We start from the raw sequence: 23,600 nt of genomic DNA, 5'->3' as shown, positions 1-23,600 counted from the left end.
GTTCCCACATTCGAAATTAAAGTGCCCCAATCACTTTGAAAACCTTGCACTAGCTAATCAAAAAATCGCTCGTTCGGAAGACCGATATGGCTCCAACGAGGTCCGCCGCCTGACTCTTAAGGCTCGCTGCGGCGGCGGCCATCTGTTCGACTAAAGCGGCATTTTGCTGAGTAACCTGGTCAATATAGGTTATAGCCTCCCCTATCTCAGACACGTTTTCAGACTGGATTGAGCTTGCCTCGCTAATCTCACTCATTTGGGTGGCAACTAGACGGATACTGGCAACTACGTCATACAAAGTACCCCCAGCCTTGTCCACCAAATGTCTGCCTTGCTCAACTTTGGCCACGCTGTCGTTTATTAGGACCTTTATCTCCTTTGCGGCAGTTGCGGATCGTCCAGCCAATGATCGAACCTCTGAGGCCACTACAGCAAATCCGCGACCCTGATCCCCTGCTCGAGCAGCTTCTACGGCAGCGTTTAGAGCAAGTATGTTTGTTTGAAAGGCTATGCCATCAATTACGCCTATGATCTCCGAGATTCTGCTGGAGGATTGGCTTATCCCTTTCATGGTTTCGACCACCTCACGCATCACTTCGCCGGCGCTTTCTGCCATGCTCGAAGTAATGGATGCAAGGTCATTTGCCTTGCTGATACCGTCGAAGCTATGTCGTATAGATGCATCCAGATTACCCATGTTGGATGAAGTCTCCTGGAGATTGCCGGCCTGGAGCTCAGTTCGAGCTGACAAGTCATTGTTGCCTTGGGCTATTTCTGAGCTCGCCATTGCGACTTGTTCGCTTGTACCGCGAACATCTCGCACTAGACGTTGAAGATTCATTTGCATCGTCAGCAACGAGTGCATCAGACTTTCTGTGTCCCGTTCCTTCACCTGAATCGGCATAGAGAGATCCCCAACCGAAATCGCTCTTGAAATTTCCTTCGCATAAGCTGGCTCACCTCCCAATTGTTTGTCAAGTTTTTGGATCACCATTGCGCCTATAAAAAACGCGATTGACACAATGGCACCGGCAGCCGCGATAGTCCAATTTAGCGAGCTGGAGTAAACATGCTCAGATCTACCAACGGTGCTTTGTATCGATGCGGTTCTCAGCTCGAGAATCTCGTCGATGACTTGCCCAATTTTGTTTGCCCTTGTTAGGAGCGTTGCATCCTCCAATGGAACATCTGGACTCATCTGAACCAGGTCCAGAGGTTGAGACTGAACTAACTTAACAAAGGCTCGCAGATCCTTATCCCAACGTGCAGTTAGATCGGTGAGTTTTCGAGCGTCAGCGATCATCTTTTCTGTGTTCGCCATCTTGCTCACTAATGTCAATCTACTCTGTATTTGTGCTAGGTCAGAATCAACATCGTCTCCCAACTGCTTTCTTTCACTGTCGGTTGTTGCGGTGAGTAATTGGGCTTGGTCTCTGCTAGCTCGGTACAAAAAGCCACGTACTTGTTCAGTAGCCTGACCTGCCACGTACTCTTCCTCGTAGACTAGCTTGCTGGAAGAGCTAATCCTGCTCATCTGAAGAAGGGTGAATCCAAGTGCCAAAATGGTCAAAAGCACAATTATTGAAAACGCAGTCCAAAGCTGAGTACGCACTGTTAGGCCGTCCAACATGGGCCCTTTGGACAATTTGGAAAAATTCAAACTTTGCATTTAAGATCCCTTTCGGAATAGATAAAGCTCAGATATCTGATTGGACAGATGCTGTCGCTTCAATGCAAATAGACGTATCGCTTGAGTCTGATCAATCTGTTCCTTCACCGCCTTGAGTATTGAGGGCATTTATTTGAGCTTCTTGAGGGAGAGCGACTTGATAGGTTTCTTAATGCAGGGAGGGGCGCGCAATTGAGGCTCCTGTAGGCGAAGAAAACGGCCTCCGAAGGCGATATCTACGGGTATGAAGTTATTTTGTTAAAGCCCCTCCTTAAAGTCTTGGCAAAGTGTCAGTGTAAATGCGCGGAGTTCTGCATAGTCCATCACTGTCATGTGGGCGGTGACAGTAACATTCGCAGCTTACTCATCTTGGGTGCCTGGTCAGTTCTGCTTAGAGCAAAAGACAAGCCAGATACAGTAAGCCGGTGGGCACTGCAGGTCAAGTAACGCGGGGGATACTGGCGTGCCATTGTTGCCATCGAGGCAAAAAATGCGCGAAGGTGCTGGGCTGAGCTTTGGCTAGGGGTAAGTTTTAAAGTTCCCACCTGAAGATTGCAGCAAATCGGCAGGCCCGAATTTAAATTCAGTGGTCGGCTGACAGTAATTCAATTTAGCACCGTGTTAGAGCAGGTATTGATGGATTGAGATAGGGCCAAAGCCGCGAAAAGCTCGAGAAGGAAATAGAAGAACGAGACAAAATGGTCCGCGTCATCGAACTGCAAATGGACCGCTTGGCGTGCGTCTTTCATCAAGGTTTCCGCCACGAGCGCGGGATGATCACGGTTTGTAGACACGCTAGCCGATGGGCAAACCAGCCTTTGTGATTTCATCGGCTAAATCCTGCAAGGAGGCTTCCAGCAAGGAAGCCAATTCGTCAATTTCGGCCACGCTAATGGTTAGCGGCGGCGTCACCATCTGGAAATCGCCAAATTCACCCAAATTTGCTCGTCGGTTGTACAGCGCAATGCCACGCTGCAATCCGTGCTCGCTGAGGCGCTTGGGCGCATTAAATGCCGCTGGAAAAGGACGCTTGCTCTTCTTATTAGCCACCATTTCGATGGCGGTCAGCAAGCCCACGCCGCGCACATCGCCGACGATGGGTGAGCGCTGTGCTATGCCCTGCAGATGCTCCATCAGCACTGCCCCCATTTCGCGTGCGCGGGTGACCAGATCCTGGCGAACGACTTCACCCAACACTGCATTCGCTACCGCAGCGGAGAATGGATTGGTGGAATACGTGTGACCATGCACAAACCCGCCTTGGCCGGCCACGGCATCAACTATGTGGTTGGGCGCCAGCACCGCCCCCAAAGGGGTATAACCAGCGGCCAGGCCTTTGGCAAGTGTCACCATGTCAGGCCGGGCCTGTGGCCAGTGGTGGGCAGCCAGAAACGCACCCGTACGGCCGGCACCGCTCATCACTTCGTCATAGATCAGCAGCACACCATGCCGGTCGCAAATCTCGCGCACTCGCTCCAGGTAGCCGGGTGGAGGGACCGCAGCCCCGGTGGACAGGCCACCTACCGGTTCGAGGATGAAAGCCAGCACTGACTGGCTGCCTTCACGCAGTATTGTTTCTTCCAATGCATCTGCGCAAACTTCCGCATAGGTGGCCACGCTGTGGCCGTCGGGTAAACGGTAGGTCCAAGGTACAGGCACCTTGGGCACATGCGGCACGATGGCACTGAAGATTGAATGGGAATGCGCATCTCCTGTCAACGCCGTGGCCCCCAAGGTTGCACCGTGATAGCTGGGGTTGCGTGCAATGAATTTATGGCGCCCAGGCTGACCGATTGCCACCGCATACTGGCGGGCCAGCTTCATCGCTGAGTCATTGGCCTCGGATCCGCCGGATACAAAAAATGCTCGGTCGAACCCGTCACCCGCCAGTCCGCACAGATTGTTGGCTAGTTCGATGCTGTCCCGGCTTTCAAAAAATCCCAGTGGGGCGAAACTGACCTTGGCCGCCTGGGCTTGCATGGCAGCCACAACCGCCGGGTTATCGTGACCAATATTAGCGACCACCGCACCAGAGGTGGCATCTAGATAACGTTTGCCATCGTTGTCCCATAGGTAGACGCCTTGACCACGGTCCAATTGCGGCGGTCGCGGCGTGCCCTTGGGCGCATAAAACCCCAGAATGGAGCCGCCTTTGGGCGTATCCCCCACAGTGCGCGGTTGTATTGTCATGCTCATCATTTATTTCCTTCAGCGCGTTGGATGACATTAAATCTGTCACGGAAACTCAAAAAGAACCGGATACTGGCCGGATTCGCCATGGCATCTGGGCTCGCAACTTTTTCTGACGCAGCGCCTAACAGCAGCTTGCGAACGGGCAACTCCATCTTCTTACCGGTCAAGGTGCGAGGAACCTCGTCGATTTGAAACACCTCGTCGGGCACGTGCCGCGCCGAAGCCTTGGTTTTGATCGCGTTCTTGATGGAGGAAACCAACTCCGCTGTAAGCGTCTTTCCTGGTTCCAGACAGACAAACAGTGGCATATAGGATGGGCGGCCCAAATATTCTAGGTCCACAATCAGGCTGTCCTTAATCTCGCTCAGCTCTTCCACCACGCGGTAGATTTCGGCAGTGCCCATGCGAATGCCAAAGCGATTGATGGTGGTATCTGAACGGCCGTAAATGACACTACTGCCGCGCTCGGTGAAACGTATCCAGTCCCCGTGGCACCATATACCGTCAAATGCTTCGAAATAGCTCTCGCGATAGCGCTTGTCATCGGTATCTCCCCAGAAATACACCGGCATCGATGGCATGGGTTGGGTAATTACCAACTCACCCACTTCGTTAAGCACGGATTGGCCGGATTCGTCGAACGCGTAGGCCGCAACACCAAGTTCACGGCACTGAATCTCACCAGCGTGAACTGGCAAGTTAGGCGCACAGGCCACAAAGCCAGAGGCAATGTCGGTGCCTCCGCTTACTGAAGCCAGCCATACGTCTGGCTTAACACGTTGGTACACCCATGCGTAGGCTTCCAGCGGCAATGGCGATCCGGTGGAGTTGATGGCTCGCAGTGTTGCAAACGCCCGGGTTTGGCCCGGCGCCATGCCGTCTTTCATGCTCTTGACCAAAAGGGCTGCACCACAGCCAAAGTGAGTCACTCTATACGTGTCGATGAAATCCCACAGGCTCTCGTTGTCCGGATAGCTTGGATTGCCGTCTGACAACACTACTGTGGCACCAGCCAACAGACTCCCAACCATCAGATTCCAAACGATCCAACCCGTGCTGCCTAGGAACATGAAGCGGTCACTTGGGCGTACATCATGCTGTAACCGGTTGGTTTTCAGGTGCGTCAGCACGATGCCACCATGGCTGTGCACCATAGCCTTGGGCAGTCCGGTAGTGCCGGAGGAATACACAATCCACAGAGGATGATCAAAAGGCACTCTCTCAAACTGCAATTTCGCCGGCGTGGCTAGTGCGTCCTGCCATGGAAGTATGTTGTACCATGCCAGGGAGTTGCCTTGTGCCAGTGGGCCAGGAACATGAATGACCTTCCGCACCTCGGGTAGGGCATGCAGAAATTCTTCAACTATTTCTCTACGATCAAACAGTTTGCCACCGTATGTATAGCTGTCCACCGCAAACAGCAGTGTTGGACGAATCTGCTTGAAGCGGTCCACAACTACTGACACCCCCATCTCTGGCGAGCAACTGGACCAGGTGGCTCCAATCGAGGCGCAGGCCAAAAAGGCGATAACGGTCTCGGGAATGTTGGGAAGGTAGGCCACAATCCTGTCGCCAGATTTAACCCCCAAGCTACGCAAGGTGTGCGCCAATGCCCCTACCGCCGCACTCAGCTCCGCCCAGGATACTTCGGTAGGAACGGCCGCTTCTGATCGCGCAATGAGGGCGGGGTACGTATCAGATGCGTTGCGAAAAATGTGCTCCGCGTAGCTAAGCCTGGTGTGTGGAAACCACTGTGCACCTGGCATCTGACGACGACCTAGAACTACCGATGGGTCTCCATCAGCCAGGATGCCGAAGTAGTCCCATACGCTGCGCCAAAAGTCGTCAATGTGCGTGGTGGACCAACGCCAGAGATCCTGGTACTCCGCAAATTCCAGATGCCGATGCTGTTGCAGCCAATTCAGGTAGTGCGCCATGCCGGACTGCGCCACTTTCTCTGGTGAGGGACGCCAAAGTTCCTGCCCTTGGACGATGGCTGCCGTTGCTTGGGGCGCTATGCTGTGACCCGTCATGTGCGTGCCTTCTCATGGACCGACGTAGAGGACAACGCTGGCAGCACCCCCTTGCGTCGGGCCACGACCTTATGAAGCGTCTCTACCAAAGTATTGACTTCGACGTCGGCAAAAGGCAAAGACAGCGCCACTAAGCCACGCCGTGCCATAAATACGTCTTGCTCCAGCAGGTCAAAAAACAGCAGTGCCTTCACGCGATCATCCTCGCTGCGCACATCGACGGAGTTTCGGACGGGCACATCGGTGGCGTGCAACTGCATTACCGATCCCAAGCCCGTGAACTGCAAGCCCACTGCATGGGTGGCAAACACTCGGTTCAGGCGCGCACGTAGTTGTTCACCGCGTTCATTCAGTGCATCAATGGCCTGCGGCGTTAGAACCTTGGTCAGGCCGGTGAGGCCCGCAGCCATTGACAACACGTTGTTGTTGAAGGTGCCAGCGTGCCCCAGGGAACGAGGACGGCTGGGATCGAAACGCTGCATCACGTCTGCGCGTCCGCCAAAAGCGCCAAATGACAAGCCGCCGCCGAAATACTTGCCCAACGTGGTCAGGTCCGGCTTCAGGCCTAGCAACGCCTGTCGGCCTCCAACCGACAATCGCGACGTCATAACCTCGTCCAGGATCAGCAGTGCGCCACAGCGGTCGGCCAATACGCGAAGGCCGTTGAGAAATGCCGGGTCGCCTGGAATACAACCGCCTGCGCCCAGCATCGGCTCCACCAAGATGGCAGCCAACGTCGACCCGTGGGTCGCTATCTGCGCTTCGACACTATTCAGGTCGTTGTAGGTTCCAACCAAAAAGTCGTGCGGCACGTTCACCGGCGAACCGCCCCCTGCAAATGACAGCACGCCACCGTGATACGCACCATCGAACACCAGTACCTTGCTGCGTCCGGTATGCACCTTTGCCACTGCCAGTGCCATGAGATTGGCCTCGGTGCCTGAATTGGTGAAACGCAGCAACTCCAGGTTAACGAAGCGGCGCTGCAGTTCCTGCGCCAACAGTGCTTCACGGCGGGTATGCGAAGACAGATTCAGCCCGTCTTTCAGCGATTGCACGATAGTTTGGCGGATCTTTGGATTGGAGTGACCGTAGATGCCTGCGGTAAATTCGCCCAGCACATCCAGGTAGCGGTGGCCATCGGCATCCCAAAGATAACAACCTTCACCGCGCTCCATGCTCAGCGGAAAGGGTTGGTAGTACAGCACGCTGCGGGTGTTACCTGATGGTAGAACTCCGGCTGCCTCGATCATCAGGCGCTCACTATGTGGGTTACGGCTGCGGTAGGCTTCCATTGCCTCTGCCAGAGCCATATCTATCGGTTGGCCAGTGGTAACACCGGCACTTAAAGTGGTAGGCATAAAAACTCCATTTGCTGTACTTTGGTCTGCACGATAGTCAACAACCTTGCTCACCGCTAGACGTATATGGCGATGAAGTGTTATACATATGGCGCATGAAATACACAAACGACCGTTTCGAACTTCTGGAAACTTTCATTCGTATTGCTGAAAGTGGCTCCCTGAGCAAAGCGGCGCCTCTGATCGGCACAACACAGCCAACCATCAGCAGACGCCTTTCCGATCTGGAGCGTTTGTTGGGTTGCAAGCTTGTGATACGCAGCACCGCAGGCCTGTCGCTGACCGACGAAGGCCGTGTCTTACTGGCAGAGGCCTATGGGTTGCGTAATAGTTGGGAGGACTTGTCGCAACGGTTGTCCGGAAGCCAGAGCCGTCCAGATGGAACGTTACGTGTGATTGGTCCAGCAGGATACGCCAACAGTTTCCTCATAGACGTGATCACCAGTTTACGTTTGCAGTACCCGCAGCTGCGTATTGAATTGACGTTGACCGATCATGTTAAGGAATTTTCCGCCACGGGTGCGGAATGCTGGATTTGCGTAGGCACTGTGCAAGATCCGGGGTTGGCCATACGATACCTGGGGAAAATGCGTCGCATCCTGATTGCTGCGCCTCAGTTGGTCGGTACATTGGGCAAATTGAATATCAGTCGATTGGCATCTGCGCCGTTCATCGGTCTCATCCCGCATGTGATGGGCGAAGTACGCTTTGTGCACACTTCTGGAAAAACCTGCATGGTGACTCTGGACACCCCCCTCAAGACCGACAGTCTGCAAGCCAATTACCGCGCAGTACTGAATGGCGCCGGCATTGGCTCAGCGGCACCTTGGATGTGTGATGCAGACATCCGATCCGGCAAGCTGGTGCAGGTTTTGCCCCATTGGTCCCTGGAGCCGATTGGAATCCATATCGCACTGCCTCCAGGTGTTTTCCGGCCGGCCCGCGTGACTGCACTGATTACTGCCGTGGAATCACATCTGTGCAGCTTGTCTGGCTTCATACCAGCATGAGAGGCAATGACTAGTCATCAGCATGGTTGTCGCAAACGCTTTATATCGCGACCTAAATACAGTCATTCGCCAAAGACTGCATTGGTGTGTTGTGTTGTGAGAACTGCGTGTTAGTACTTTGGCGTCCGCAAACGGCCGGGGCTGTGTGAAAACACCATGAATCTTTACATTAGTTTGCTACGACATGTCAAGCCATTTGGAAGATTGAATATGTCCAGATTCATTGTGGGAGAAGACAGGCGGCAAGTGACTCTGTTGCCAGAATGTCGGGCCGATTACCTCGCTGAGGACAACATCGTTCGGGTGATGGACGCATTCATCAGCGAGTTGGACGTAGTGGTCCTGGGTTTTGAAGGTGCCAATCCTGCGTCAACGGGACGCCCTTCGTATCATTCAGTAGTCATGTTGAAGGTCCTACCTCTACGGGGACCTCAACCGCGTCCAATCCAGTCGTCGCTTGGAGCGTGAATGCCAGCGCAATGTTGAACTCATGTGGCTGACTGGAAGGCTTACCCCTGACTTCAAGACCATTGCAGACTTTCGCCGCGATAACAGTAAGCACCCAGCCATCACAGGCTTACAGGCGTGCTATGGAATCTGTAGCATTTAGTGGTGCGGAAGCAGTTCCTCGATCTGGCTGTGCCTTTGCGTTGGTAGCCGCGTGAGGATATCCTTCATGTAGGCAAACGGGTCATGCCTGTTGATCTTGGCGCATTGGATCAGGCTCATCACGGCGGGGGCACGCTGACCCGCACGCAGCGATCTTGCATAGAGCCAATTGTCCCTTACCGTTGCGACCGGACGAAATTGGTTCTCACGCTCAGACGCTCTTCAATTTGAAGACAATAGGCAATCCACTGTCTTTGCAATGACATCATAGCCGTTTTATCTCTGCTAATCTGAAGCAGCGCTAGTATCAAGTTACTGAGTGGATTAGCTTCGAGCGAAAGGTGACAGAATGATCGATCTATACAGCTGGGCGGCACCCAACGGGCACAAAGTGCAAATCTTGGTTGAGGAACTTGAGATACCCTATCAGGTGATTCCAATCAACATTACGGCGGGTGATCAACACGCAGACAGCTACCGCGCCATAAATCCGAACGGAAAAATCCCCGCCATCGTCGATCATGCTCCGGCCGATGCGGGACCACCGTTCACTGTCTTTGAGACAGGAGCAATCATGGTTTATTTGGCAGAGAAGGAGAGGCGCTTTCTTCCAAGTGATATGCGCAAGCGCAGTGAAGTACTTCAATGGCTATTCTGGCAGGTCGGAGGAATTGGACCGATGATGGGCCAGGCTCAACACTTCTTCCGGTACGCGCCAGAGAAGGTTCCCTATGCCATCACGCGTTATCAGACAGAGACCAAGCGCCTCCTAAAGATTTTGGAGGATCGTCTTGCGGGGCGCGAGTTCATCTGTGATGACTACTCTATTGCTGACATGGCTAGTTTCGCTTGGATTCGGATCCACAAGATGACCGGTGTGTCACTCGAAGAGTTCCCCCGAGTGTTGGAATGGTATGGGAGAGTTCGAAGCCGCCCCGGAGTTGGTCGAGGACTGAACCTCCTGAGGGATCAATGGGTGGATGTCACCAAGTCGGATCAAGCGAAGTTCAATCTTTTCAGGAAGAACTGCTAGTCATGTTGATCAACTTGGACCGAGTAGAAGTCTTCTTCGATCTGCGAAGCCCGTACTCTTACCTTGCGATTGGTCCCGCCCGTGCGCTAGCACAGCGCAGTGGAGTTGCCTTCGATTGGTGGCCATACGTAACGGACTTTCAGTCGGCTTACGGTGGTGAAGTCGAACAACGAACAAGCCGCGATGTCGCGAAGTTGAAATATCTTTATATGGATTGTCGACGGCTTGCGAAGACGCAAGGGCTGACGGTTCGATCTACGACGAAGCTCTGGGATCCCACGCTTGCGAGTCAGGCTGTTCTTTTCGCAAAAGCAGGTAACCGCCTTTGGGAGTTCTGTAGCCCTCTGCTAGCGGCATTCTGGCGAAGGGAGTTTGATCTGGAATCTCCTGCGCAAGTGCAAGCGCTACTTGTAAATGCGGGCTTGTCATCTGCGGAGTGGAACGAATTTCTACAAAAAGATGCAGCACGAGCTCTGACTGGGGCGCTTAAGCATGCGGAGGAGTTGGGAGTGTTTGGCGCTCCGACTTTTATCTATAGGGGTGAAATGTTCTGGGGCGGCGATCGGATGAATCTGCTCGAAGCTGCATTACTGGGAGGTACCTCGGGTGAGTAGTCTCGAACGACAGTATCTGTCCACTCTCTGCAAGATTATTGACACAAGGAGAGTTCGGTCGTTGACGAAAGTTCAGGTCATTCATGTGTCTTGTTCACCCAAGTAGTATCTAATCGCATTGTCAAGGCAGGCCAAACTGCATGCCAAAATATGCCAGTGGGTTGACGGAAGACGGCAGATGAGCAGCTGATCACCAATTACGATGTTTTTGCATGAAGCAAGTTGCCGTTTCGGGGAGCGGCGGCTAGATTGGAACGGAACACGCATGGGCCCACTGACAGGCCATGTCCAATCATGGTGCTGGGGAAAACTAATACGTGGCTGGCAACACAGATAGTCACTTTTGGAGTGAAAAAATTGGATCAGCCGCGGCGTACACGGCATACCTGTGGGTTTGGTCTATTCAACGGAGTGACACTATAAGCAGAAGACTCAGTGATTAGTTTTACTATTCAGTCAATGAAGAAAGTCCGCGCACAGCCTTACGAAGTTTCGCCTGGGCTATGTTGGATCAGAGACAAGTGACAGTCTTTTCCAACTAATGCCAATATGCAAACCAAATACATTCCAGAAAAGGTCGAAAGCGTGGGGACTTTCGAACTCGATTCGAAAAAAATTCGTTTCCACTGCATGGACAAACTATAGGTCCCCAATATAGTTGCTTAGGCGCCGTGTGTGGACGATCAGGTATCCCTTGGGTCCATCTGTATGGACGATCCCATTCTGTTTAAAAAACGAAAGTGCCATGTTCACCCGCTGGCGTGAGAGGCCACAAATCAGTGCCAGGTCGTGTTGATGGATTGACAGCCGCTGAGTATCCTCGAGTCGATCTTTCGTAAGCATGAGCAGAGCCTTTGCGACCCGCCCCTCAGGTCCCAATAGTCGTGACGCTGCGAGCATTCCCACAAAAACTCCCATTCGGGCATTCATGACATCACAAAGAAAGTTGCTGAACTCAAGGGACGAATTGCGTAACACGTTGAAGGTTTGCGCCGTAACGAGGCAGAGATGGACAGTAGTCAGCGTTCGCAAGTCGTATTGCAAGAGTTCTCCCTTTAACAAGGACCCGTCGCCACACCATTCACCTTCGCGAAGGTAGTAGAGAGTCGTCTCATTGCCCTCGGGAGTAACAACGTACATTTGCAAGTGACCGCGCATGACTCCGTACCAATGCGCGCTAGGGTCCCCTACTCGGGCGACATACTCGCCGGCGTCCAACTCCCTCTCCATTGACGTGTCCAATATCATTTCCCGAAGTTCCGCTGACAGCGTATTGAACCAGGACCACCTAGTGAAGAACTCGGTCACACCAGACTTTGACGTTTGATTCATCACTGATGTATGAATGCTCTTGCGTTCCATCATTCGCCCTAAATTACTCTGTCTCCGACATGCAATAGGATGGCCTGTGGCAACTTAGAGCGCCGAGCCCATTTGGAAGCGACCGCGGTAAGCACCCGGACTCATCCCAATGCGTTGACGGAAGAGCCTGGAGAAGGAACTGGTGTCGTTGTAACCAACTTGGCTCGCCACTTCTTCAACGCTGTGCGAACTGGTCTCGAGTAGGGCGCGCGCTGCTTCTAATCGAAGATCCTGGAGATAGGCCAGTGGTGTTTGGTCCAGTACGCTGCGGAAACGGCGGATTAGAGTTCTGTCGCTGACTGCGAGCGAATCGGCGAGTTCTGTGATCCGCAAGTCCTCGGTCATGTTGTTCTGCAGCCAGCGTTGGGCTCGATGTACCAGCGCATCAGAGTGATTCTTTTGCGCGAGCAGCGGAAGGTAGGGGATTTGGCTGGTCTGACTCACATCGATCAACATGGCCTTGGCGCATTGAGATGCAATGATTGGTCCTGCGAAACGCTCAATGACGCGTACGGTTTGAAGGAGATACGACGCCGAGGCCCCCGCGCAGATCAGCCGATCTATCTCAGTGACCACTGGGCGGAGTTGCAGGTCCACATGAGGAAATTTTGCCCTGAACTGCCGCTCTAGCCACCATGTGGTCGTTGCAATGCGCTTATCCAATAATCCAGTTTGGGCCAAGATGAAGGTGCCAGTGCAGTTCGCGGCCACCCAAGCACCTGCGCACCATTGAGCTGTCAACCACGCACAGGCGTCGGACTGTTTGCCCAAAAAATGGTCAAACTGATGATGCCCTCCATAGTGGAAACTCGGAACAAAAACCAAGTCATAGCGCTCTCGCGGATCCAACTTTTGGGTTTGCAGAGGAAGGCCATTGCTGGCAATGGCCGGCTCACCCGAGGGAGATACGAATCTCCAGTCGAACAGTGCAGACTTAGGTGCTTGCTCGAGCTTTAGGTGCGAATTCGCAATCTGAAGGATGTCGGCAAATCCCGCCACGCTAGAGGCGTAGCAGCCGTCGAAGGTAAGGATGGCGGCACGTGGCATAGTGAGGCGTAAACAGCACAATATATGTGAATATCGACACTTTACATCAAATCTGATCAGGTTTCCAATTGGGTGCATGGTTCCATGCAGCCCAAGCAGTTAATACTGAGTGGGCGTCACGCGAACATGTCGTCGCGGGATACCACGATCACGTTCGCTTGCACTTGCGGAAGGGCTTTTTGGGGCGCCAACTGAGGATTCGGAGGCTGATGGCAGTTGAAATAGAGTGCGGCTACCCGCGAAGGTGCGAAGGTATCCGGAAATCACTCAAGCAAGCAGAATTATGCTGGCCATTGAAGTGGCGAAAATGGCATAAATAAAGTCAACTTCGCCAATGTACGAAGAAGCCCGTTTGTCGGTTAATTGGGGGAACGGTATCTGGGCCGAGCAACGAAACAAGGAGACCCCCCATGAGCCTGTCACTGCGTGTGGCTGCCTCGCACAACGCACAATCAAGTGCCATACCCGTTTGCGGTACCCAGCATTGGGAGGTGCGACATGTCTGAGGTTGCACCAACGACGGGGTCGTTGCTGCGTCCGGCGAAGCTCGAAGACCGATACCAGTTAGATCGCGGTTCTGCCTATATCAGCGGTTCACAGGCGCTGGTTCGACTGCTGCTTAATCAAAGCGAACGCGACCGTGCGGCAGGTTTGAATACCGCTGGGTTCGTCAGTGGCTATCGCGGATCGCCGCTGTCAGGCCTCGATCAGGTGCTCTGGGGGATCCAAAAGCTTCTCAAGGAAAAGCAGATCGAGTTCATCCCGGGTCTCAACGAAGACTTAGCGGCGACTGCATGCTGGGGAACCCAGCAGTTGATGCAGCGTCCAGAGGAAGCCACAGTCGACGGTGTGTTCGCGATGTGGTATGGAAAAGGGCCGGGCGTAGATAGAAGCGGGGATGCCCTCAAGCATGCAAATGCAGCCGGAACCTCTCCCCATGGAGGGGCACTCGTACTGGCTGCCGATGACCACACTGCCAAGTCGTCCTCATTCGCGCACCAGAGCGAGCAGTTACTTGTAGCGTCATTCATTCCCATCCTGTATCCGAGCAATGTACAGGAATACCTCGACTTCGGGATTCACGGATGGGCGATGAGCCGTGTGTCGGGCCTATGGATTGGGCTCAAGTGTGTAGGGGACATCGTAGAAACGACTTCAATTGCAGATGTCGATCCTTTCCGAGTTGTATGCAGACCGCCTGAGGATTTCAAGGCGACGGAAGACGTGCACATCCGCTGGCCCGATGTTTGGGCAACGCAGGAGCCGCGGATTGTGCGCTCAAAGCTACCTTTGGCGCTGTCCTACTGTCGTGCCAACGGGTTAAACCGAATCGTGTCCAAGGATGCAGGTGCGCGCATTGGCATCATTGCTGGCGGCAAGCCCTACAATGATGTGCGCGAGGCCCTGGCAATGCTCGGCATTGGCGAGCAGGAATTGGCCACCAGGGGCATCGCCCTTTTGAAGTTGGGCATGGTCTGGCCTCTAGAGCCGCAGATCATTCGCGAATTCGCAAAGGGCCTTGACGAGATCTTCGTGGTCGAAGAGAAGCGCGCTCTGATCGAGCAGCAGGTCAAGGACATCCTTTATCCCTTGGCGGCAAGCGGCGAGAAAGCGCCACTGATCGTGGGAAAGTCCAGTGGCGGCCCCCAATGCGGGGAGTTCGAGATTCCGCAGGAGCAGCGACTCTTGCGCGGAGACGCAGAACTCGGGCCCATGGACATTGCGGCGGCGTTGCGGGCACGGCTGCACGCCGCAGGCATGGACGGATACCTGACGCTCTCTGTGCCAGAAATGGGAAAGCTCCAGACGCCTCTCATGCGCACGCCGTACTTCTGTTCTGGCTGCCCACACAGCAGCTCAACCAAAGTACCGGAAGGTTCGCGAGCCACGGCAGGTATCGGTTGTCACTACATGGCCAATTGGATGGACCGCCGCACAGAGAGCTACACGCACATGGGCGGCGAAGGTGCTCCCTGGGTGGGGCAAAGTCGCTTCTCTAAACGGCCGCATATGTTCGCCAACATGGGCGATGGTACGTTCTTTCATTCGGGCTCGCTATCCATTCGTCAGGCCGTTGCGGCCAAGACACCGATTACGTTCAAGATCCTGTTCAACGACGCCACAGCACTGACTGGCGGACAGCCGCATGACGGACCGCTCACGGCGCCGATGCTAACGCACCTGCTATATGCTGAAGGCGTGGCGCGCGTCGTGGTCGTCAGTGACGACATCGAGAAATATAAGGGGTATGAATCAGCGTTCGCGCCCGCTACGACCTTCCATCACCGGCGTGATTTGGATGCAGTACAGCGCGAACTGCGCGAACTGCCGCAGGTCACCGCGCTGGTTTACGACCAAACGTGTGCCGCTGAAAAGCGCCGCCGCCGTAAGCGCAACAAGTATCCGGATCCTTCCATCCGCTACGTCATCAACCCGGAGGTGTGCGAAGGTTGTGGGGACTGCACCGTAAAGAGCAACTGCGTTTCGATAGAGCCGTTGGACACACCACTGGGCCGTAAGCGCCAGATCAATCAGTCGTCTTGTAACAAGGACTACTCCTGTGCCGACGGTTTTTGTCCTAGTTTTGTGGCTGTGGATGGCGGAGTTTTGCGCAAGAAGCCAGTCGATTCCGGTGCCGGCTCAGAGGGCGATCCGGCAGTCTGGCCTGAGCCTCCCCATCCCCAACTTCCCGCGTTGCAAACCAGCTACGCTGTACTGGTCAACGGCATCGGCGGCACAGGTGTGCTGACGATCGGCAACATTCTAGGCATGGCGGCGCACTTGCAGGGCATGCACTGCTCCGTGATGGATATGGCCGGCTTGGCCCAAAAGGGCGGCGCAGTGTGGAGTCATGTGCGAATCGCTGCGTCGGCAGAGGACATTTACGCGCCCCGCATACCGGACGGTGCGGCCGATGCACTCATTGGCGGCGATCTGGTCGTAAGTGCACATCCGGATTCCATCAGTAGGCTAAAGTCCGATTGCCGTGCCCTGGTGAACGCCAACGTCGCGCCCACCTCCGATTTCCAGCGCAACGGCGACTTCAATATGCCGAACGATGCGCTGTGGGCCACCTTAGAGCAGGCGTGCTCAGCAGATAGTCTCGCCAAGATTCCAGCAAATGACATCGCGGTGCGCTACTGCGGGGACAGCGTCTACGCCAATATGATCATGCTGGGTGCGGCGTGGCAGGCCGGTCAGGTGCCGCTTTCGCTCGATGCGCTGAGCCGCGCGATCGAGTTAAATGGACAGGCCGTGGATGCCAACTTGCGGGCGTTCAAGATCGGTCGGCAGTACGTTTCGTCCCCAGACCGGCTCGTGGCGAAATCCACCTCAGTGGTTCAATGGATCCCGAGGGTCGACAAAGATGATGTATCGCAACTGGTGGAGGATCGGCGCACTCGACTCGTGGCCTACCAGGGGAGCAACTATGCAAAGTTGTACGGTGATTTTCTGCAGACGGTGCAATCGTCCAAAATCCGAAAGCCGGACGGCTATGAGCAGGTCGTCGCAAAGAATCTCTTCAAGCTGATGGCGTACAAAGACGAGTACGAAGTGGCGCGTATGCATTCGTCTGCGCAGCTGCGCAATCTGATCGAAAGCCAGTTCGATGGCGAGTACAAGGTGCGGTTCTCCCTGGCCCCGCCCCTTTTTGCACGTCGCGGCACGGATGGCCTGCCGCGCAAGCAGCTATACGGCGGTTGGATGGCATCGGTTTTTGGGGGCCTTGCGAAGCTGAAGTTTCTGCGGGGCACTCTGTTCGATCCGTTCGGGTACACGCACGAGCGCAGGATGGAGCGCACACTGATCGAGGAATACAAGTTCGGCATCAAAGCAACGCTGCCGTTCATCGAGGTCCAACCGAAGAAGTGCCTAGAGCTTGCGCGTATTCCCGAACAGATCCGCGGATTTGGACACGTGAAGTTGAAAGCCCTCGCGGAGGGCCGTGAACGTCAACGTGTTCTGCTTGGCGAGATCACCGGTAAAGACATCCCTCCGATGGATCCGTCGGAGCCATTGGCCTACGGACGTTACCTGGAAGGAGCATGGTCGTGACTGAGAGAACCATTGAATTCGTCAAATGTAGTGTTCAAGACGGGGTATGGCATATCTGTATTGATCGGCCTGAAAAGCGAAACGCACTGACGATGCCCATGTTTGCGGCTATCGCCGATGCTCTGAAAGCGGCGGACCAAAGAGACGACGTGCGATCCATCCTGGTGACGGGGACGGGTAATGTATTTTGCGCAGGACATGACTTGAAGTCCTTCGAAGAATGGCCCCAGCAGTCGCAAGATCCTGTACCGATCTTCCTACACACCATTGCCGACGTGAGGAAACCTGTCGTGATTGCTGCGCATGGCTCCGCCACCGGGATCGGTGTAACCTGGCTACTGCACGCAGACTGGGTAGTGACGAGTGTTGACAGTGTTTTCAGGCTTCCCTTCATCGACCTGGGCATTGTTCCGGAAGCAGCTAGTACGCTGCTTTTGCAGCGTGCCATTGGATTTTCGCGTGCCAAGCGTCTGCTCCTCGGTGGTGAGAAGTTCACGGGTGCCGAGGCATATCAGTGGGGACTCGTAGCAGAGCTCTCTTCAAACGCTGAAGTCTATGGCCGAGCCCTTGAACGTGCAAAGTTTCTCGCATCGAAGGATCCCGTAATTCTTCGGTGCATCAAGGATTGGCTGCATCCAAGCAGTGAGTATCACCGACGCATAGACGAAGAGGTGATTGAGATCAACGCGGCCGTCGGTCGCAGTCGGAAAGCAACGGAGGTTATCTAATGAAACGCGCTCATATTGTTTACGTGCATCCTGAGCCGAACTCGTTCGTCGCGTCGATGCGCGACTTCACTACGGAGGCCTTGGAGAAGCACGGCTGGCAGACCAGTGTCACGGACCTGACGGAAATCAACTTTAATGCGGTGGCGAGTGCAGCCGACTTCGGCACCCGGTCTCGCTCAGACTATCTTGTCTACCCCCTTGAGCAGCGAAGTGCTTGGGAGAACAAGACGATCGATCCACAAATTGCAGCCGAAGTCGAAGCCGTGCGTAGTGCCGATCTGCTCGTGCTGGTTTTTCCAATATTCTGGTATTCGGTGCCAGCCCAACTCAAGGGATGGATCGACCGGGTGTTTCTGTCGGGTGTCTTTTACGGAGGAACGCGCGTGTACGACCGCGGCGGCATGCGCGGCAAACACGCTATGGTCGTTTCGTCCCTGGGAGGGCGAGACTATATGTTTGGTCCCAATTCTATTCATGGCGACCTGAAGAGCATGCTGAAGCACCTATTGCAAGGCACCCTTGGGTACGTCGGTTACTCCGTTTATGAGCCATTTTTCGCATATCACGTGCCCTACGTGGAAAGCACGGAGCGTACGAGCATGCTCATGAAGCTCTTCTACGAAATCGAAAACATTGAGAGTCGCGCGATCCTTCCCATGCCCAGCTTGGACGACTTCGATGCGGAGTTTCGACCAAAGGCGGCGCAGATTTCATCCACATGAATGCAAAGTTTTTGAAGTAAATGAAATGACCGAAATTGTCGACGCTTGGATGCAACTTCCAAATAGCGCATACTTGCTCAACCCGATGTTCGACTCACTGCGCCGGTGGCCGACTGCTTGGCGAGCTGTGGCGAAGGACAATCCGGACATTACTCACGACGAGGCGCTTCAAACGTTTCGCGAGCAAGGCGTCACGCGGGCGATCGCGAGTGCCTGGTGGGGGCCAGGGGGGCAAATGATCACGAATGACGAAGTGGCCGCTGCGGTTAATGCGCACCCCGGATATTTAGTCGGCGTTGCGTCTGTCGACATCAACAGGCCGATGGAAGCGGTGAGAGAGCTACGGCGATGCGTTAAGCAGTTCGGATTTAAGGGCCTTCGTGTTCTGCCCTGGCTGTGGGGGCTACCTCCCGATGACCGCAGGTACTACCCACTCTATGCCGAGTGTGTCGAGCTCGACATCACGTTCTGCCTGCAAGTGGGCCATGCCGGGCCAATGAGACCTTCGGAGCCTGGGCGACCAATCCCTTACTTAGATAACGTCGCGCACGAATTTCCTGAGTTGCGCATCGTTGGCGGGCACATCGGATTCCCATGGGTGAACGAGATGATATCGCTCATGATGAAACACTCTAACGTGTACGTCGATACCTCTGCCTATAAAGCATCCCGATTCCCGCCGGAACTTGTCGCCTACATGGTCGGTTCCGGAAAGCACAAGGTGATGTTCGGCACCAACTATCCGATGCTTACCCCTGCGGAATGCCTTAAGGACATCCAAGCTTTGGGGCTCGGGGAAGATGCGCTTTCCCTCTTCCACGCGGGTAACGCACGTCGCGCTTTCAAACTGAAAGATTAGATCCAACGGCCGTTTTTTACATCAACTAAAGGAGACACCACATGGCATGGAATATTGAAGTCATTGATGATTGCGCCATCGTGCGCATGAACACCAACAAGGTCAACGTACAGAACGATCAGTTCTTCGCCGACTTGCACAGTGCGTTCGATCGCCTCGAGAGAGAATTCAGTGCGTTGCCAGTTGTCTTAACGGGTCAAGGTGATGCGTTTTCTGCAGGAATCGACTTCCAGTACAGCTTCGAGATCTTCGGGAGCGGCAATCACGAAAAAATTCGCGAGTGGTACAAGGCCTACCGTGAGACTAATCTTCGCATTTTCCGGTATCCGAGGCCAACGGTTGCGGCCATCAACGGCCACGCCATTGCGGGTGGCCTGATTACCGCTCTGGACTGCGATTTCCGAGTCGCAGCCCGAAAGCCCGCGAAATTCGGCCTCAATGAAGTCCCCATTGGCATTCCCATGCCAGCTGCCTATGTGGAGATCATCAAGTACGCATTAGGCGACCAGGTCGGCGCACTGACTACCTTGCGTGGCGAACTGTACGGCTTGGAAGAGGCGCAGCGTCTGGGCTTCTTCCACGAAGTGGTGGAGCTGGACCAGCTTCTGTCCACGGCTATCCGCTATGCGCGCTGTATCACTTCCGACTGCAATGTCGCCTACGCGATGTCCAAGATGGCTCTACAGGACGCAACGAACAAGCAGATTGATGAGCGCACCATTGCCTTGGATGCCCTACTGCCAAATGGCATGAGCGATCTCGGCAACCGCAAGGCTCAAGACAGACGCCGACAAGAAATCATGCACAAGCGCAAATAGGCCAACGCGCAAACTGCGTTTTCCCCGTTGCAGGCATCACGTGTTAAAGATGCCTTCCTTGCCGTACCCTGAGGCAGGGACGTTCCATCCCGAAAGACATTTAAAAACAGCTCTGAAAACTGGACCAGTTCCATATTTGGGCAAATTATTTGAGGAGATTATATGAATACTATTGATGTCCACAAGCTTGTAGACGAAGCCAGATTCAACCGCTTTCACGCCACTGTTCTCTTTCTGTGTGCGGTGATCATCGTCGCAGACGGTTATGATTTGGCTGTCGCCGGGATTGCACTACCGGCCATCATGAGCGGTATGAATGTCGATCCAACGACGGCCGGTTTCATGGCGAGCTCTGCCTTGTTCGGCATGATGTTTGGCGCAGTGGGAATGGGTATGCTCGCCGACCATATTGGCCGACGCTGGGCACTTTCGATCTCAGTTCTCCTCTTCAGTGTTTTCACAGCTGCAGCAGGTATGGCGCACGATCCCCTCACCTTTAGTGTGCTGCGATTTATCGCGGGGCTCGGTATCGGCGGTGCTCTTCCTTGTTCGACAGCGCATGTGTCGGAGTTCGCACCGAAGAAACTGCGAGGCCTGCTCGCAACAGCGATGCTTTGCGGCTATGCGGTAGGTAGCGTAATTGCGACATTGGTGGGCAAGCAATTCCTTGAGAAATATGGATGGCAATCGGTGTTCTTTGCGGCTGGTGCGCCAATTGTGCTGATCCCGTTCATTCTGAAGCTCATGCCTGAATCGTTGCCGTTTTTGTTAATACGAAACGACAATTCGCGCATTCGTGCGATCATTTCTCGTCTTGCGCCGAGCCATCCGCTTCACGCTGGTGTGCGTTTTCTCGTGCCTGTCGACAACGAGGCTGAAGGAGTGTCTATTGGCAGGTTGTTTCAGGATGGCCGCAGCTTCAGTACGGTCATGTTTGCTGCGGCGTTCTTCTCAGTGCTGTTCATGATGTATGCATTGAGCACATGGCTTGTCAAACTGATGGCGATGGCTGGGTATAGTGTAGGTTCTGCACTGAACTTCCTGTTGCTTTACAACGGCGGAGCGATTGTCGGAGCTATATTTGGTGGCTGGCTCAGCGACAAGCTTAAGATCAAGTGGGTTCTGTGCATCTTCTTCTCAGTGTCTGTGGTTACTCTGACGATGTTGGGCCACGGAGTGCAGCCGCTGTCTCTGATCGTCGCGGTCGTCGGTGCCTCCACGCTCGGCACCGGAATCGTGCTACACGCGTATGCCGCTCAGTTTTATCCGGCGGCGATCCGTTCGACCGGAGTCGGTTTCGCATCGAGCGTGGGACGTGCTGGCGGCATTTCGGCACCGATCGGAATTGGCGTGCTGATGTCGATGCATCTGCCGCTTGAGCAAAACTTCATTGCGATCGCGATGGCGGGACTTGTTGGCGCTATCGCGGTGGCATTGATCGATCATCGCCGGTCAGCGTCAGCAATTGACGCCTCGAAAGTGTTGGATGCCAGCGAGACAAAGACGGTCTCCGCTCGGGCGATTGCTGCTGCTCGTCCCTGAGCACAAGTGTGGGCTGATGGGCAGGGAGTAACCGGGAGGGCTTACTCAATTCTGTCGAACCTGATGAAGGTGTTGGCGTGATCTTGCACAATGACCGTTGGCTGTTCCGGCAGGCAAGACAGACTGTCCCTACTTTGTTGGTCGAATTATGAGGCAGGCATGAAATATCGCGATGTTTGTGCCTAATTATTCAATGGAGACTAAGTTTGATATGAATGTACTCACGAACAGCTATTCATGTGGCGCAGTGGATAGGCCATTGATTGAGCAGACAATTGGAAACCTCTTCGACGAAATGGTCATGAAGTTTCCCGAGAAGGAAGCGCTGGTCTCCTGTCACCAGAACATCCGGCGCACCTATGTTGAGCTGCAGCGCGAAGTCAACCGGATGGCGAGCGCATTGCTTAGGGCCGGCCTGGAGCCGGGTGACCGCATCGGAATTTGGTCGCACAATAATGCCGAATGGCTCGTTACCCAGCTCGCTACTGCCAAAGCTGGGATGACACTTGTCAACTTCAACCCGGCGTATCGAGTGTCGGAGTTAGAGTACGCGCTAAACAAAGTTGAATGCAAGGCTTTGATCACAATGCCGTCCTTTAAGACGACCAGCTATTTGGAAATGATCCGAAGTCTCGCTCCCGAGCTAGATGGCACAGCGCTCGGACACCTTGAATCAGCGAAACTACCGTCATTGAAAACCGTCATCCAGATTAGTTGCGATAGGGTTCCTGGATTTCTGCGCTTCTCGGATCTGTTGGCAATGGGCGACCCTGCTGACCAATGCGTAGAAGCTGTAAGCGCAAGATTACGCAACACGGATCCAATTAACATTCAGTTCACGAGTGGAACGACCGGCTCTCCAAAGGGGGCGACACTTACCCATCGCAACGTACTGAACAACGGATTCTTCATTGGCGAGGCAATGCGGTTGTCCCCGGATGACCGGTTGTGCATTCCGGTGCCTCTGTATCACTGTTTCGGCATGGTGGTTGGAAACTTAGCTGCTTTGACGCACGGATCGGCCATTGTGTATCCGAATGATGCGTTCGAACCCGTGTCCGTTCTGCAGTCTGTACAGAACGAGCGGTGTACTGCGCTTCATGGTGTGCCGACCATGTTTATTGCCGAACTTGACCATCCACGCTTCAAGGAATTCGATCTATCTACGCTGCGCACGGGAGTCATGGCGGGTTCGCCTTGCCCTATCGAAGTAATGAAGCGTGTCGTGAGCGAGATGCATATGAACGAAGTTACGATCGCATATGGCATGACGGAAACGAGTCCCGCGAGCTGCCAAAGCACTACGGACACTCCGCTTGAGAAACGGGTTTCGACTATCGGGAAAGTGCTGCCTCACCTGGAGTTGAAGGTCATCGCCCCAAATTCCGGAGAGATTTTGCCCGTTGGTGAGGTGGGTGAGCTTTGCACGCGCGGGTATTCCGTAATGCGCGGGTACTGGGCAGATGCAGCAAAGACTGCCGAGGCTATCGACGAAGAGGGCTGGATGCACTCGGGTGACCTTGCCGTCATGGATGTGGACGGATACGTCAACATCGCGGGTCGCATCAAAGATATGGTGATTCGTGGAGGTGAGAACGTCTACCCGCGCGAGATAGAGGAGTTTCTATACCGCCACCCCGTCATTCAGGACGTGCAGGTGATCGGAGTCCCGGATCAGAAGTACGGCGAAGAGCTTTGCGCATGGGTGGTCCTTCGTGATGGCGCTACGCTCAGCGAGGAGAACTTGAGAGAGTTCTGTCAAGGGCAGATCGCACATTTCAAGATTCCTCGATATATCCGCTTCGTCGAGAGCTTTCCCATGACGGTCACCGGGAAGATTCAGAAGTTCGTGATGCGAGAGATGATGATGAAGGAGCTCAATATTGTCGAAGCGAAGTCTGCGTGAATCGATGACAACTTGGATGTGCGTAGTTGATCTGAATG

General features: G+C 54.3%; 16 protein-coding genes and 3 pseudogenes. 12 read left to right on the top strand and 7 right to left on the bottom strand.

The window, feature by feature from the left end; all coding sequences use genetic code 11:
* Positions 1–49: 49 nt before the first annotated feature.
* A complete protein-coding gene (locus tag AAGF34_RS04965) occupies positions 50–1,669 on the bottom strand; it encodes a methyl-accepting chemotaxis protein (RefSeq protein ID WP_342619519.1) in 1,620 nt (539 codons plus the stop codon).
* 339 nt (positions 1,670–2,008) lie between these two features.
* Here AAGF34_RS04965 and AAGF34_RS04960 point away from each other — a divergent pair.
* Positions 2,009–2,218, top strand: a pseudogene (locus AAGF34_RS04960) (IS110 family transposase); the annotation flags it as partial.
* A gap of 246 nt (positions 2,219–2,464) precedes the next feature.
* On the opposite strand, the gene AAGF34_RS04955 reads toward AAGF34_RS04960, so the two are convergent.
* Genes AAGF34_RS04955 through AAGF34_RS04945 form a run of 3 tightly spaced genes read right to left on the bottom strand, consistent with a single transcriptional unit; the run spans position 2,465 to position 7,256 of the window.
* Positions 2,465–3,859, bottom strand: coding sequence for an aminotransferase class III-fold pyridoxal phosphate-dependent enzyme (locus tag AAGF34_RS04955; protein WP_342619518.1), 1,395 nt, complete (start codon positions 3,857–3,859; stop codon positions 2,465–2,467).
* A gap of 5 nt (positions 3,860–3,864) precedes the next feature.
* On the bottom strand, positions 3,865–5,895 hold the full coding sequence (locus AAGF34_RS04950) for an acetoacetate--CoA ligase (protein ID WP_342619517.1): 2,031 nt from the start codon (positions 5,893–5,895) through the stop codon (positions 3,865–3,867).
* Positions 5,892–7,256 (bottom strand): aminotransferase class III-fold pyridoxal phosphate-dependent enzyme, encoded by a 1,365-nt coding sequence (locus AAGF34_RS04945; RefSeq protein ID WP_342619516.1) that lies wholly within the window; start codon positions 7,254–7,256, stop codon positions 5,892–5,894. Before AAGF34_RS04945 ends, AAGF34_RS04950 begins: the two co-directional genes overlap by 4 nt.
* 11 nt (positions 7,257–7,267) lie before the next feature.
* On the opposite strand from AAGF34_RS04945, the gene AAGF34_RS04940 reads away from it, so the two are divergent.
* Positions 7,268–8,266, top strand: a complete 999-nt coding sequence (locus AAGF34_RS04940; RefSeq protein ID WP_342619515.1) for a LysR family transcriptional regulator — start codon at positions 7,268–7,270, stop codon at positions 8,264–8,266.
* A gap of 210 nt (positions 8,267–8,476) precedes the next feature.
* Positions 8,477–8,825: pseudogene (locus AAGF34_RS04935) on the top strand (transposase); the annotation flags it as partial.
* Between the two features lie 47 nt (positions 8,826–8,872).
* Here the strand turns inward: AAGF34_RS04935 and AAGF34_RS04930 are convergent.
* Positions 8,873–9,082 (bottom strand): annotated as a pseudogene (locus AAGF34_RS04930) (transposase domain-containing protein); the annotation flags it as partial.
* A gap of 142 nt (positions 9,083–9,224) precedes the next feature.
* On the opposite strand from AAGF34_RS04930, the gene AAGF34_RS04925 reads away from it, so the two are divergent.
* Complete coding sequence (locus AAGF34_RS04925; RefSeq protein WP_342619514.1) at positions 9,225–9,908, top strand: glutathione S-transferase N-terminal domain-containing protein; 684 nt, start codon at positions 9,225–9,227, stop codon at positions 9,906–9,908.
* 2 nt (positions 9,909–9,910) lie between these two features.
* Complete coding sequence (locus AAGF34_RS04920) at positions 9,911–10,522, top strand: DsbA family protein (RefSeq protein WP_342619513.1); 612 nt, start codon at positions 9,911–9,913, stop codon at positions 10,520–10,522.
* Between the two features lie 639 nt (positions 10,523–11,161).
* On the opposite strand, the gene AAGF34_RS04915 is transcribed toward AAGF34_RS04920, so the two are convergent.
* A complete protein-coding gene (locus AAGF34_RS04915) occupies positions 11,162–11,752 on the bottom strand; it encodes a Crp/Fnr family transcriptional regulator (protein ID WP_342621034.1) in 591 nt (196 codons plus the stop codon).
* A 186-nt stretch (positions 11,753–11,938) separates the two neighbouring features.
* Positions 11,939–12,931: a helix-turn-helix domain-containing protein gene (locus AAGF34_RS04910; RefSeq protein WP_342619512.1), complete on the bottom strand. Its 993-nt coding sequence runs from the start codon at positions 12,929–12,931 to the stop codon at positions 11,939–11,941.
* A gap of 498 nt (positions 12,932–13,429) precedes the next feature.
* On the opposite strand from AAGF34_RS04910, the gene AAGF34_RS04905 reads away from it, so the two are divergent.
* From AAGF34_RS04905 to AAGF34_RS04875, 7 genes are all read left to right on the top strand, one after another.
* Positions 13,430–16,987: an indolepyruvate ferredoxin oxidoreductase family protein gene (locus AAGF34_RS04905; RefSeq protein WP_342619511.1), complete on the top strand. Its 3,558-nt coding sequence runs from the start codon at positions 13,430–13,432 to the stop codon at positions 16,985–16,987.
* Entirely contained in the window at positions 16,984–17,715 is a 732-nt protein-coding gene (locus AAGF34_RS04900) for an enoyl-CoA hydratase-related protein (protein WP_342619510.1), read from the top strand. The genes AAGF34_RS04905 and AAGF34_RS04900 overlap by 4 nt, the downstream gene beginning before the upstream one ends.
* Complete coding sequence (locus AAGF34_RS04895; protein WP_342619509.1) at positions 17,715–18,437, top strand: NAD(P)H-dependent oxidoreductase; 723 nt, start codon at positions 17,715–17,717, stop codon at positions 18,435–18,437. The genes AAGF34_RS04900 and AAGF34_RS04895 overlap by 1 nt, the downstream gene beginning before the upstream one ends.
* A 25-nt stretch (positions 18,438–18,462) precedes the next feature.
* Positions 18,463–19,296, top strand: coding sequence for an amidohydrolase family protein (locus AAGF34_RS04890; protein WP_342619508.1), 834 nt, complete (start codon positions 18,463–18,465; stop codon positions 19,294–19,296).
* 41 nt (positions 19,297–19,337) lie between these two features.
* Positions 19,338–20,114 carry an enoyl-CoA hydratase/isomerase family protein gene (locus tag AAGF34_RS04885; RefSeq protein WP_342619507.1) on the top strand — a complete coding sequence of 259 codons (777 nt, stop codon included), beginning with the start codon at positions 19,338–19,340 and terminating at the stop codon, positions 20,112–20,114.
* A 162-nt stretch (positions 20,115–20,276) separates the two neighbouring features.
* The gene (locus AAGF34_RS04880; protein ID WP_342619506.1) at positions 20,277–21,656 is read left to right on the top strand and encodes an MFS transporter; all 1,380 of its coding nucleotides are present in this window, start codon (positions 20,277–20,279) and stop codon (positions 21,654–21,656) included.
* 211 nt (positions 21,657–21,867) lie between these two features.
* The gene (locus AAGF34_RS04875; RefSeq protein WP_342619505.1) at positions 21,868–23,562 is read left to right on the top strand and encodes an AMP-binding protein; all 1,695 of its coding nucleotides are present in this window, start codon (positions 21,868–21,870) and stop codon (positions 23,560–23,562) included.
* Positions 23,563–23,600: the final 38 nt, after the last annotated feature.

This window comes from Rhodoferax sp. GW822-FHT02A01 (genome assembly GCF_038784515.1).
Lineage (GTDB): Bacteria > Pseudomonadota > Gammaproteobacteria > Burkholderiales > Burkholderiaceae_C > Allorhodoferax.
The sequence above is the reverse complement of the archived record's forward strand: the minus strand, read 5'-3'. Positions and strand labels throughout refer to the sequence as shown.